At 71.0% G+C, this 12345-nt stretch carries 14 protein-coding genes; 11 read left to right on the forward strand and 3 right to left on the reverse strand.

What is annotated here, in order from left to right; translation table 11 throughout:
- Positions 1 to 77: 77 nt before the first annotated feature.
- From ACIRU3_RS16875 to ACIRU3_RS16905, 7 genes are all read left to right on the forward strand, one after another.
- Positions 78 to 464, forward strand: a complete 387-nt coding sequence (locus tag ACIRU3_RS16875) for a GntR family transcriptional regulator (protein WP_404056845.1) — start codon at positions 78 to 80, stop codon at positions 462 to 464.
- Complete coding sequence (locus ACIRU3_RS16880; protein WP_404056848.1) at positions 461 to 1357, forward strand: ABC transporter ATP-binding protein; 897 nt, start codon at positions 461 to 463, stop codon at positions 1355 to 1357. The genes ACIRU3_RS16875 and ACIRU3_RS16880 overlap by 4 nt, the downstream gene beginning before the upstream one ends.
- Entirely contained in the window at positions 1354 to 2379 is a 1026-nt protein-coding gene (locus ACIRU3_RS16885; RefSeq protein ID WP_404056850.1) for an ABC transporter permease, read from the forward strand. The genes ACIRU3_RS16880 and ACIRU3_RS16885 overlap by 4 nt, the downstream gene beginning before the upstream one ends.
- Positions 2376 to 3236 (forward strand): hypothetical protein, encoded by an 861-nt coding sequence (locus ACIRU3_RS16890; protein ID WP_404056852.1) that lies wholly within the window; start codon positions 2376 to 2378, stop codon positions 3234 to 3236. The genes ACIRU3_RS16885 and ACIRU3_RS16890 overlap by 4 nt, the downstream gene beginning before the upstream one ends.
- A gap of 200 nt (positions 3237 to 3436) precedes the next feature.
- A complete protein-coding gene (locus ACIRU3_RS16895; RefSeq protein ID WP_404056854.1) occupies positions 3437 to 5791 on the forward strand; it encodes an RNA degradosome polyphosphate kinase in 2355 nt (784 codons plus the stop codon).
- A complete protein-coding gene (locus ACIRU3_RS16900; RefSeq protein ID WP_404056856.1) occupies positions 5772 to 6950 on the forward strand; it encodes a CHAD domain-containing protein in 1179 nt (392 codons plus the stop codon). The genes ACIRU3_RS16895 and ACIRU3_RS16900 overlap by 20 nt, the downstream gene beginning before the upstream one ends.
- 19 nt (positions 6951 to 6969) lie before the next feature.
- Positions 6970 to 7383, forward strand: a complete 414-nt coding sequence (locus ACIRU3_RS16905) for an NUDIX hydrolase (protein WP_404056858.1) — start codon at positions 6970 to 6972, stop codon at positions 7381 to 7383.
- 16 nt (positions 7384 to 7399) lie between these two features.
- Here ACIRU3_RS16905 and ACIRU3_RS16910 read toward each other — a convergent pair whose 3' ends face one another.
- Positions 7400 to 7579 carry a hypothetical protein gene (locus tag ACIRU3_RS16910; protein ID WP_404056860.1) on the reverse strand — a complete coding sequence of 60 codons (180 nt, stop codon included), beginning with the start codon at positions 7577 to 7579 and terminating at the stop codon, positions 7400 to 7402.
- A gap of 144 nt (positions 7580 to 7723) precedes the next feature.
- On the opposite strand from ACIRU3_RS16910, the gene ACIRU3_RS16915 reads away from it, so the two are divergent.
- Positions 7724 to 8593 (forward strand): hypothetical protein, encoded by an 870-nt coding sequence (locus ACIRU3_RS16915; protein WP_404056862.1) that lies wholly within the window; start codon positions 7724 to 7726, stop codon positions 8591 to 8593.
- A gap of 95 nt (positions 8594 to 8688) precedes the next feature.
- Positions 8689 to 8862 (forward strand): hypothetical protein, encoded by a 174-nt coding sequence (locus ACIRU3_RS16920; protein WP_404056864.1) that lies wholly within the window; start codon positions 8689 to 8691, stop codon positions 8860 to 8862.
- Positions 8863 to 8914: 52 nt separating this feature from the next.
- On the opposite strand, the gene ACIRU3_RS16925 is transcribed toward ACIRU3_RS16920, so the two are convergent.
- Complete coding sequence (locus tag ACIRU3_RS16925; protein WP_073901267.1) at positions 8915 to 9220, reverse strand: metal-sensitive transcriptional regulator; 306 nt, start codon at positions 9218 to 9220, stop codon at positions 8915 to 8917.
- Positions 9221 to 9426: 206 nt separating this feature from the next.
- Between ACIRU3_RS16925 and ACIRU3_RS16930 the strand changes: the two genes are divergently transcribed.
- Both ACIRU3_RS16930 and ACIRU3_RS16935 read left to right on the forward strand, forming a co-directional pair.
- A complete protein-coding gene (locus ACIRU3_RS16930) occupies positions 9427 to 10047 on the forward strand; it encodes a DUF47 domain-containing protein (RefSeq protein WP_404056866.1) in 621 nt (206 codons plus the stop codon).
- Between the two features lie 7 nt (positions 10048 to 10054).
- Complete coding sequence (locus tag ACIRU3_RS16935; RefSeq protein WP_404056868.1) at positions 10055 to 11053, forward strand: anion permease; 999 nt, start codon at positions 10055 to 10057, stop codon at positions 11051 to 11053.
- Between the two features lie 450 nt (positions 11054 to 11503).
- On the opposite strand, the gene pstB is transcribed toward ACIRU3_RS16935, so the two are convergent.
- On the reverse strand, positions 11504 to 12280 hold the full coding sequence (gene pstB, locus ACIRU3_RS16940) for a phosphate ABC transporter ATP-binding protein PstB (protein ID WP_404056870.1): 777 nt from the start codon (positions 12278 to 12280) through the stop codon (positions 11504 to 11506).
- Positions 12281 to 12345: the final 65 nt, after the last annotated feature.

Below are 12345 nucleotides of genomic sequence, written 5' to 3' on the forward strand. Positions count from 1 at the left end.
GGGGCGGCCGGCTTGACCGCCGCCCCTCTTTTGCACCACCCTTTCACTACTCAATTAGTGAAAGGGTGGTTCAGCGCGTGGTCGAATACCGCATCGACCGGCACAGCGGCGTCGCCACCTACGTCCAGATCGTCCAGCAGACCAAACAGGCCCTCCGCCTGGGCCTGCTGCAGCCCGGCGACAGACTGCCGACGGCCCGCGAGGTCGTCGAGGCCACCGCCATCAACCCCAACACCGTCCTCAAGGCCTACCGCGAGCTGGAACGGGAGGGCCTGGTCGAGGCGCGACGCGGGCTCGGCACCTTCGTACGACGGTCCCTCGGCGCCGCTCCGGCCGACTCCCCGCTGCGCACGGAGCTGGAGCAGTGGGCGGCGAAGGCCGTCGAGGCGGGGCTGGACCGGGACGACGTGGCGGCACTCTTCACCGCCGTACTCGACAAGCACTTCCAGGGAGAACGTTCATGAGCGACACGGCTCTGGAGGCCACGGGCCTCGGCAAACGCTTCGGACGCCGGGGAGCCTGGGCGCTGCGCGACTGCGCCTTCCGGCTGCCGGCCGGGCGGGTCTGCGCGGTCGTCGGGCCCAACGGCGCCGGCAAGTCGACGCTGCTCGCGCTCGCCGCCGGACTGCTCACGCCCACCGAGGGCCGGCTGACAGTGCTCGGCGACGCGCCCGCCCGGGCCCGCGCCCGGGTCGGCTGCATCGCCCAGGACAAGCCGCTGTACCCGCAGCTCACGGTCGCCGAGACGCTGCGGATGGGCGCCGACCTCAACCCCGAACGCTGGGACGCGCCCACCGCCGAGCAGGTCGTGGCGAGCGGCGACCTGGACCCGAGATCCCGCATACGGTCCCTGTCCGGCGGCCAGCGCACCCGCGTCGCCATCGCCCTGGCCCTCGGCAAACGGCCCGAGCTGCTGCTGATGGACGAACCGATGGCCGACCTCGACCCGCTGGCCCGGCACGAGCTGATGGGCACGCTGATGGCCGATGCCGCGCAGCACGGCACCACCATCGTGATGTCCTCGCACGTGGTGGCCGAGCTGGAGGACTCCTGCGACCACCTGCTGCTGGTCGGCGACGGCCGGATCCGGCTGGCCGGCGAGATCGACGACCTGCTGGCCGCCCACCTGAGGATCAGCGGAGCCGCCGACTCCACCGACCTGGGCGCCCACACCGTGGTCGAGTCCCGGGTCACCGGCCGCCAGCTGACCGCGCTGATCCGCCCGTCCGGACCGCTCCCCGCCGGCCTGCGCACCTCGGTGCCCTCACTGGAGGAACTCGTCCTCGCCCACCTGCGCAACCCCACGGCCCCCTCCCTCAGCGCCACCGAGGCCACCCCTCAGGAGAGTGCCGCGTGAGCGCCGTGACGAACCCGGCCGCCGTCCCGCACCCGGCCGCCCGGCCGCACCTGACCCGCTGGGTACTGCGTCTGCACCGGCCCGCACTGGTCGTCTGGGCGTGCCTGGTGCTCCTCTGCGCCGCGCTGCTGCTGTGGCTCGCGGGACCGCTCACCGACGCGGCGGCGGACGGCTGGCGGCAGTACAACGCCTGCAACTGGTCCCAGAAGTGCGCCTACGACCAGGACGCGATCCTGCGCTACAAGGACGTGTACAACTACCTCACGCTCTCCCTGGCCGCGCTGCCGCTGCTGGTCGCCGCCTGGGCGGGCGCCGCCCTCACCGGCCGCGAGCTGGAGTCCGGCACCGCGCAGCTGGCCTGGACGCAGGGCGTCGCACCGGCGCGCTGGCTGGCGAACCGGCTGGCCCTGCCGGCCGCCGCGATCACCGCGGGCACGAGCCTGCTGGTGTACCTGCACCACCGGGCGTGGTCGGCCGCCCGCGGCCGCGTCGACACCGCCAAGAGCTGGTGGGACCCCTGGACCTTCCACACCAACGGTCCCAGCACCGTCGCCCTCTGTCTGGCCGCCCTGGCCCTGGGCGCCCTCGCCGGCCTGGCCCTGCGCCGCGCCCTGCCCGCACTGGCCGTCGGCCTCGTCCTCACCGCGGGCGTCTGGGGCCTGGTGCACCGGCTGATGCCGCATCTGTGGCCACCGGTCACGCGCGTGACCGGCCTCGAGCACGGTTACGGCAACTCCGGCGGCGACATGGGAGTCGCCCAGGGCCTGGTCACCGGCAGCGGCGGGCACATCCCGGAGCCCGTCTGCTACGCGAGAACGACCGAGGACTGCGTCCGGATGTTCGAGAAACGGGGCGGTGTCGGCTTCTACCAGACGTACCACCCCTACACGCACTTCTGGCCGCTCCAGCTGACCACCGGCGCCCTCGCCCTGGCCCTGGCCGGCCTGTTCGCGGTGGCCGCGTTCCTCGTGCTCAGGAGCCGCACCGGCGCGCTCCGCTCCGGCAAGGAGGCCCGCGGATGAGTTCCGCCGCGCTCCAGGGCCTGCCCCGCACCGTGCTGCGGCTGCATCGCACCGCCCTGCTCGTCTGGGCCGCCGCCGTCGCCGGCCTGACCGGCTGGCTGGTGTACCTGAACGAGGTCACCGCGCCCGCCGTCCGCAGCGGCGAGCGGGCCTGCGCCCACGTGGAGGTGTGCGCCGCCTCCTTCGACCGCTACGACTACGCCGGAACGGTCGGCTGGATCGCCACCCTCGTCTCCTGCAGCTTCCTCGCCGTCGCCGCCTTCGCGGGCGGCGCGCTGATCGGCCGCGAACTGGAGTCCGGAACGGCGCACCTGGCCTGGACACAGGGCGTCACCCCGGTGCGCTGGCTGACCGCCAAGCTCGCCCTGCCGGCCCTGGCCGTCGCGGCCGGCGGCCTGACGCTGGTCCTCGTGTTCCGCCGGGGCTGGTCGGCCGACGGGGACCTGCTCCCCCTCGCCCAGTGGTACCAGAGCGACGTCTTCGTGGCCCGCGGCCCGCTCACCGTGGCGTACGGCCTGTGCGCCCTCGCCGTCGGCACGCTCGCCGGACTGCTGCTGCGCCGCACCCTGCCCGCACTCGGCGCCGCCTTCGCCGCGACATGGCTGCTCGACTTCCTGCTCACCCGCTACCGCGCCGACCTGTGGCCGGCCCTCACCCGCACCTCGGACAGGCGCTTCGAGCCGCCCGCCGAAGCCTGGCGGGTGAACTGGGGACGCAACGCCGACGGCTATTTCGCCGTCTACCATCCCGCGTCCCACTTCTGGCCACTCCAGTGGGTGGAGACCGGCATCGTCCTGGCCGTGGCGGCACTGACCACCGCCGCCGCATACGCGGTGCTGCGCCGCCGGGCGGCCTGACGGCGAGCCGGGCCGGGCATCCCGGACGCACCTTCGGTCCCGTACGTCCCTTCCACGGGGGGAGTGACGTACGGGATCGTCGCTTTCGTGGGTACCGGATCGTCACTTGTGCGACGCGGACCCCTTCGAGCCGCCCCCCGATATCCCGCACGTCATGTCTCCGTAACCATCGATTCAGACGGACTTGCGACGCTCGGCCAATGCAGCCCGCCGTGCCAGAGCCTTCGCCGCCCCCCGAGGGGCTCGCGGGAAAAGGGCCAGTGAAGCTCCCTCCCGCACGTTCCGACGCGCCTGTCTCGCCCTTGGCGCGGAAGAATGGGGTCATGAGTCAGCAAGACACCCAGGCAGAGGTCCAGCACGTGCAGCCCTCCGTGGGCTCCATCGCGGCGCACCGGCCGCACACGGTGGCGGCGAACGTCTCCGACCTCGAGCCCGACATCGATGCGGACCTCGACGCGTACGAGGAGGCACCGGGTGAGGGGGCACCGCTGCCGCAGGGGCGTTTCCTCGACCGGGAGCGCAGCTGGCTCGCGTTCAACGAGCGCGTACTGGAGCTGGCCGAGGACCCGAACACGCCCCTGCTGGAGCGCGCCAACTTCCTGGCGATCTTCGCCAGCAACCTGGACGAGTTCTTCATGGTCCGGGTGGCCGGTCTGAAGCGCCGTATCGCGACCGGGGTCGCCACCCGCTCGGCCTCCGGCCTCCAGCCGCGCGAGGTCCTGGAGATGATCTGGGCCCGCTCCCGCGAGCTGATGGCCCGGCACGCCGCCTGCTACCACGAGGACGTCGCCCCCGCCCTCGCGGAGGAGGGCATCCACCTGGTCCGCTGGAACGAGCTGACCGAGAAGGAGCAGGCGCGCCTCTTCACGCTCTTCAGGCACCAGATCTTCCCGGTCCTCACCCCGCTGGCCGTGGACCCCGCGCACCCGTTCCCGTACATCTCCGGCCTGTCCCTGAACCTGGCCGTCGTCGTACGCAACCCGGTCAGCGGCCACAAGCACTTCGCCCGTGTGAAGGTGCCGCCGCTGCTGTCCCGCTTCCTGGAGGCCGCGCCCGGCCGGTACGTCCCGCTGGAGGACGTCATAGCCGCGCACCTGGAAGAGCTGTTCCCGGGCATGGAGGTGCTGGAGCACCACGCCTTCCGGCTCACCCGCAACGAGGACCTGGAGGTCGAGGAGGACGACGCCGAGAACCTTCTCCAGGCCCTGGAGAAGGAACTCATGCGGCGCCGCTTCGGCCCGCCGGTGCGCCTGGAGGTCGAGGAGTCCATCGACCGCGAGGTGCTGGACCTCCTCGTGCGCGAGCTGAAGATCTCCGAGGCCGAGGTGTACCCGCTCCCCGGCCCCCTGGACCTCACCGGTCTCTTCCGCATCCACGGTCTCGACCGGCCCGAGCTGAAGTACCCGAAGTTCATCGCGGGCACCCACCGTGACCTGGCCGAGGTCGAGTCCGCGTCGGCGCCCGACATCTTCGCCGCCCTGCGCAGCCGGGACGTGCTGCTGCACCACCCGTACGACTCGTTCTCGACGTCCGTGCAGGCCTTCCTGGAGCAGGCGGCCGGCGACCCGGACGTCCTCGCGATCAAGCAGACCCTGTACCGGACCTCCGGCGACTCCCCGATAGTCGACGCGCTCATCGACGCCGCCGAGTCCGGCAAGCAGGTGCTGGTCCTGGTCGAGATCAAGGCCCGCTTCGACGAGCACGCCAACATCAAGTGGGCGCGCAAGCTGGAGGAGGCCGGCTGCCATGTCGTGTACGGCCTGGTCGGCCTGAAGACCCACTGCAAGCTGTCCCTGGTGGTCCGCCAGGAGGGCGACACGCTGCGGCGCTACAGCCATGTCGGCACGGGCAACTACCACCCCAAGACGGCACGCCTGTACGAGGACCTCGGCCTGCTGACGGCGGACCCGCAGGTCGGCGCGGACCTCTCGGACCTCTTCAACCGGCTGTCGGGCTACTCCCGCCGCGAGACCTACCGCCGGCTCCTCGTCGCCCCCAAGTCCCTGCGGGACGGCCTGGTCGCGCGGATCAACAAGGAGGCCCAGCACCACCAGGCGGGCCGTCCGGCCTTCGTCCGCATCAAGGTCAACTCGATGGTCGACGAGGCGGTCATCGACGCCTGCTACCGCGCGTCCCAGGCAGGCGTGCCGGTGGACGTCTGGGTGCGGGGCATCTGCGCCGTCCGCCCGGGCGTCACGGGCCTGTCGGAGAACATCCGGGTCCGCTCGATCCTCGGCCGCTTCCTCGAACACTCCCGGGTGTTCGCCTTCGGCAACGGCGGCGAGCCCGAGATGTGGATCGGCAGCGCCGACATGATGCACCGCAACCTCGACCGCCGGATAGAGGCCCTGGTCCGGGTCACCGACCCCGGCCACCGGGCGGCCCTGAACCGGCTGCTCGACACCGGGATGTCCGACGCCACCGCCTCCTGGCACCTCGGCCCCGACGGCGAGTGGACCAGGCACGCGACCGACGCGGACGGACAGCCCCTGCGCAACGTTCAGGAGATGCTCATAGACGCCCGGAGGCGCCGGCGTGGCACAGCAACACCTTGACCCGACGGACCCCACGGCCACGGAGGTCACGGGGGAGGCCCTCGCGGGGTATCTGCGCGCCCAGGCCACGGAGTTCCTGCGCGCGCTGCGCCTGCACCGCGAGACGGGAGGTGGCCCCGCGGCGAACGGCGCGGATCAGTCCGTCGACGCGGCCCGCGCCCTGCGCCGCTCGGCCCGCCGCATCAGCGGCAGCCTGCACACGTTCCGCCCCCTCCTCGACACGGACTGGTCCGAGGAGATGCGTCCGGAACTGGCCTGGCTGTCCGGCACGTTGGGCCTTGAACACGCCTACGAGTCCCGCCTGGAACGGTTGTTGCTGGCGCTGCACCGGTTGTCGGGTTCCACGACGCTGCCCGCACAGGCCATCGCTTCGGTGACCGTCGGCACCGCCGAACCGGGTGCGGGCAGTCGTGCCGCCGGGACGGCACCCGTCCCGCTGAAAGCGGCACTTCCGCACTCCGGCGGCCCTGCCCACCCGGTGGCCGCGCCGGAACGCGGCAACCTCACCGTGGGCGCGGCGAAAGCCGGGGCTCTGCTGGAGCGCCAGCTCACCCTCGCCCGGACCCGCGCCCACTCGACGGCTCTTCAGGCCCTGGGATCGAGCCGCTTCCACGCGGTCGCCGACAAGGTGGCCGTACTGGCCAGCGAAGTCCCCCTGACCCCCACCGCCCCCACCACCGGCCTGCGCCCCCTCGCCGCGGCCGCCGAGGAACGCCTCACGGACGCCGTCGCCGCCCTCCCCCTGCTCACCGCCGGCCACCCCTACAACGCGGAGGCCCTGGTCCACGGCCTCTCCCCGGATCCGTCCCCGCACCCCCAGGACGGCCCCTGGCACCAGGTCCGCCTGCTGCTGCGCCTGCACCGCTACGCCCTAGAGGTGCTCTACGGCGGTGGGGACACCTCCCGCCCCGAGCGAGGCCGAGAACCCGGGGGAACGCCCGTGGACGTACGGCTGCTGGCGGCGGGACAGGCCCTGAACCGGCACCGGGACGCCTCGGAGGCGGCCGCCGCGGCCGCGCAGGCGGCCCGTACGCCCCGCATCGCGCCGGCGACGGCGTACGCCCTCGGCGTGCTCCACGCCGACCAGCGGCACGAGGTGGAGGCGGCCAGATTCGCCTTCCAGCAGGCATGGCAGAAAGAGACGGTCAACGCACCCTGAGCCCTCCCGAGGAGACGGTGTGAACGACACCCTGGTCCAGGCAGCCGGCTGCGTGCTGTGGCGCCGCTCACCGGTCGACGGCGAGCTGGAGGTCTGTCTGGTCCACCGGCCGAAGTACGACGACTGGTCCCATCCCAAGGGCAAGCTCAAGCGGGGCGAGGCCCCGCTCCCGGGCGCCCTGCGCGAGGTCGCCGAGGAGACGGGCTACACCGCGGATCCCGGAAACGAACTGCCGACCCTGCGCTACCTGGCCAACGGCCGCCCCAAACAGGTGCGTTACTGGGCGGCCGAGGCCGTCTCCGGCCGCTTCACCCCGAGCGCCGAGGTGGACCGGATCCTGTGGCTCTCCCCCACCGCGGCCCGAAGCCGTCTGACCCAGCCCCGCGACCGCGACCTCGTGGACGCCCTCGTCCGGCCGTTCGAGCACCTGTAGTCACAGGTTCGCCCGGTCACAGGTTCGCCGTGTGGCCCTCCGCGTCCGTTCTGGCCTGGCTGCGGGCCCGGCGGGCCGGGCCGCGCCAGCCGCAGGTGCAGCGGGCCACACAGAACCGGCCCTGCTCGATCGTCGTCGCGAGGTGTTCCTGTCCCTGCCCCTGCCGGAGTCGCCCCGGCCCGTCCTGCTCTCCCACGGTGACAACGTTACCGACACCGCGGTTAAAGGGCTTGTATGCCCTTTCCCAGCCTTCGGCAGTGCGTGACGGCACTCCCTACCCGTCGTTAACCGAGACGACAGGGGGCCCGTGACGGACGTACCGGCTGGGGGTAGGCAGGCGATGGATCGGCGGCAGCACAGGCGGGCAGGCAGGACGGTCGTCGCGGTGGGGATCTTGGTCGGGCTCGGGGTGGGCGCCACGGCGTGTACCGGCAGCGGAGCCGCGGCCGAGGGTGTGAACGGCGCGGACGGCGACCCGGTGACCACCCTGCAGCGCGCCGCCGACACCCTGCGCGGCGCGGGCAGTTCCAAGGCCACCACATCCATGGAGATGGCGACCGGCGGCACCCGGGTCACCATCCGCGGCAAGGGCGTCTACGACTACCGGCGCCGGCTCGGGCAGCTGACCGTCGTGCTGCCGGAGGATCCCGCGGGCGCCTCCGAGCACCGGCCCATCACCGAGCTGCTGGCCCCGGGCGCCCTGTTCATGAAGAACCGGGGCGCGGGGGTACCAGCCGACAAGTGGGTGCGCGTGGAGACCGCGAGCCTGTCCGACGGCAACCTCGTCACCGGCGGCGTGACGGACCCGTACGCGGCCGCGGAGGTGCTGCGCGGGACCCGTGCGGCGACGTACGTGGGGCGGACCGAGGTCGGTGGCACGCCGGTGCGGCACTACCGGGGGACGGCCGATCTGTCCCGCGCGTCGAGGCGCGCCTCGGCGGCCGACCAGGCGTCCCTCGCGGCGGCGGCGAAAGGGTTCGCCACGGCCCGGGTGCCGTTCGACGTCTACCTGGACGACCAGGGCCGCATCCGCAAGCTGCGCCAGCGCTTCAGCTTCGTCAACGGCCGGGAGGAGACCGCCGTGGCTGTGGCCTCGACCACACTGCTGTACGACTTCGGCGCCCCCGTGGACGTGCGCCTGCCGAGTCCGAAGGACATCTACGCGGGCCGTATCGCCGAGAGCGGGGCCGAAAATCAGCCAGCGCACTAGTCCGGGACGCCACCCCCGAACTAGCCCGTCCGTGCCATGCGCGGCGTGTAGACCGCTGCCTACTCTAGGAAGTCGGTGACGGCAGAGAAGAGGTGATGCACGTGGCTCCGGTCGGCGGTACGGCAGTTCAGGACCACGTGGCCCTCGCCGAGATCGAGCTGTGCGGAGAGCTGATCATCGCCGCCTCGGCCGCCGAGGACCGGCTGAGCATGGAGAGCATCGACGAGGTGCTGCGGGTCGCCGAGGAACGGGAATCCGCCGAGGTCTGACGACTGCGGGCACCGGAGGTTTGCGGGTGTCGAAGCACGCGGTGCCCGATGTTCAGGTGCGCAGGAGCCGGCCGATCGCCTTCGTGGCCTCGTCCACCTTGGCGTCGATCTCGTCGCCGCCCTTGAGGGCCGCGTCCGCGACACAGTGCCGCAGGTGCTCCTCCAGCAGCTGCAGGGCGAAGGACTGCAGGGCCTTGGTGGAGGCGGACACCTGGGTGAGTATGTCGATGCAGTAGGTGTCCTCCTCCACCATGCGCTGCAGACCGCGGATCTGGCCCTCGATCCGGCGCAGCCGCTTGAGGTGCTCGTCCTTCTGCTTGTGGTAACCGTGCGTGGCGCCGGCCTCGGTCGTCGTCATCGCGGGCCTCCATCTCGGGACAAGCTGCGGATACATACCCCTGGTGGGTATATGGTAACGAATTTTGCTGGGTAAGGGGCCCTTGGTACGCCCCCGTGCTGATCACTGTGTCCGATGGGCGACACTGGGGGACGGCCCGATAGCCGTGGCCGGATGATGCGCCTAGCATCAGCCTGACCGAAACCGAAGCACCCCGAGGACCACACGTGCGCTTTCGTCTGACCCCCAGGGAGACGAGCTTCTACGACATGTTCGCCGCATCCGCGGACAACATCGTCACGGGCTCGAAACTCCTGATGGAACTGCTCGGGGCGGACTCCTCCGCCCGGGCCGAGATCGCAGAGCGTATGCGGGCCGCGGAACACGCAGGTGACGACGCCACGCACGCGATCTTCCACCAGCTGAACTCCTCGTTCATCACGCCGTTCGACCGCGAGGACATCTACACCCTCGCAGGGTCCCTGGACGACATCATGGACTTCATGGAGGAGGCCGTCGACCTGGTCGTCCTCTACAACGTCGAGGAGCTGCCGAAGGGCGTCGAGCAGCAGATCGAGGTCCTGGCCCGCGCGGCCGAGCTGACCGCGGAGGCGATGCCGAACCTCCGCACACTGGACAACCTCACCGAGTACTGGATCGAGGTGAACCGTCTGGAGAACCAGGCGGACCAGATCCACCGCAAGCTGCTGGCCCACCTCTTCAACGGCAAGTACGACGCGATCGAGGTGCTCAAGCTCAAGCAGATCGTGGACGTCCTGGAAGAGGCGGCGGACGCGTTCGAGCACGTGGCGAACACGGTGGAGACCATCGCCGTCAAGGAGTCCTGAAGCGTCGATGGACACCTTCGCCCTGATCGTGACCGTCGCGGTCGCGCTCTTCTTCACGTACACGAACGGTTTCCACGACTCCGCGAACGCGATCGCGACGTCGGTGTCGACGCGTGCGCTGACCCCGCGAGCGGCTCTCGCCATGGCCGCGGTGATGAACCTCGCGGGTGCCTTCCTGGGCTCCGGGGTCGCCAAGACCGTCAGCGAGGGTCTGATCGAGACGCCCCAGGGCTCGAAGGGGATGGGGATTCTCTTCGCGGCGCTGGTCGGCGCGATCGTCTGGAACCTCATCACCTGGTACTTCGGCCTGCCCTCCTCGTCCTCCCACGCCCTCTTCGGCGGCCTGGTCGGCGCCGCGCTGGCGGGCGGCACGGAGGTGCTCTGGAACGGTGTCATCGACAAGGTCATCATCCCGATGTTCGTGTCGCCGTTCGTCGGCCTGATCGTCGGCTACCTGGTCATGACCGCGATCCTGTGGCTGTTCCGCAGGTCCAACCCGCACAAGGCCAAGCGCGGCTTCCGCATCGCCCAGACCGTCTCGGCGGCGGGCATGGCCCTCGGTCACGGTCTCCAGGACGCCCAGAAGACGATGGGTGTCGTGGTGATGGCACTGGTGATCTCCGGCCACGAGACGTATGGCGACCCGATCCCGGTCTGGGTCAAGATCGTCTGTGCCGTGATGCTGTCCCTCGGCACCTACGCAGGTGGCTGGCGCATCATGCGCACCCTGGGCCGAAAGATCATCGAACTCGACCCGCCGCAGGGCTTCGCCGCGGAGACGACGGGCGCGTCGATCATGTTCACCACGGCGTTCATCTTCAAGGCTCCGATCTCCACGACCCATGTGATCACCTCGGCGATCATGGGTGTGGGTGCGACGAAGCGGGTGAACGCCGTCCGCTGGGGCGTGGCCAAGAACATCGTCCTGGGCTGGTTCATCACCATGCCGGCAGCGGCACTGGTAGCGGCGCTGGCGTTCGGTCTGATCGACCTGACGGTGCTGTAGCCGGGGCACGGGGTCGCCCACCACACCCACCCGTCTCGCTCGGCTCCAGACCTGAGCGAGAGGGTGGGCGTTTCACTTTCCAGCCCGACCGCCCCACGAACACCCCCACCCCTCAGCCGACCGAGACGGGCTGGCCGGGTGGGCCGGGTGGGCAAGCGGGGGCGAGGGGCGGAGCCCCAGAGGGTGTGATCCAGCCGACCGAGACGGGCTGGGCGGGTGGGCAAGCGGGGGCGAGGGGCGGAGCCCCAGAGGGTGGATCAGCCGACCGAGACGGGCTGGCCGGGTCCCAGGGCCGCAGCCCCGGCGGGGTTGGGGGCAGAGCCCCCGTCTCCCCGCCGACCCACGGAGTGAACACGCAGGGGCCCGCCCCCGGGAGCCAGGGGCGGGCCCTTTTGCATCCTCGCGGTGGCACCGCCATGCAGCACCGCGAGGGGTTCCAGAGGAGCCGGCTCAGCCGAAGCGGCCGGAGATGTAGTCCTCCGTGGCCTGGACCGACGGGTTCGAGAAGATCCGCTCGGTGTCGTCGATCTCGATCAGACGGCCCGGCTGCCCGACGGCGGACAGGTTGAAGAACGCCGTACGGTCCGAGACACGCGCCGCCTGCTGCATGTTGTGCGTCACGATGACGATCGTGAACCGCTCCTTCAGCTCACCGATCAGGTCCTCGATGGCGAGCGTGGAGATCGGGTCGAGGGCCGAGCAGGGCTCGTCCATGAGCAGCACCTTCGGCTCGACCGCGATCGCGCGGGCGATGCACAGTCGCTGCTGCTGACCACCCGACAGACCGGAGCCCGGCTTGTTCAGGCGGTCCTTCACCTCGTTCCAGAGGTTCGCGCCCTTGAGGGACTTCTCGACGATGTCGTTCAGCTCGGACTTCCGGTAGCTGCCGTTCAGGCGCAGCCCGGCCGCCACGTTCTCGTAGATCGACATCGTGGGGAACGGGTTCGGGCGCTGGAAGACCATGCCCACCTCGCGGCGGACGGACACCGGGTCGACACCGGCGCCGTACAGGTCCTCGTCGTCCAGCAGCACCTTGCCCTCGACCCGCCCACCGGGCGTGACCTCGTGCATACGGTTCAGCGTGCGCAGGAACGTCGACTTGCCGCAGCCGGACGGCCCGATGAACGCCGTCACCGAGCGGGGCTCGACGGTCATCGAGATGTCTTCGATCGCCTTGTGGGAGCCGTAGTAGGCGGTGAGTCCGCTTACGTCGATTCGCTTGGCCATTGTCTACTTCACTTCCAGATAAGTCTTGATCGGTCGCCGATTGGCCGCCACGCGGCGGTAGCCGC

Origin of the sequence: Streptomyces sp. NPDC101151, assembly GCF_044768335.1 — a bacterium.
Taxonomy (GTDB): Bacteria; Actinomycetota; Actinomycetes; order Streptomycetales; family Streptomycetaceae; genus Streptomyces.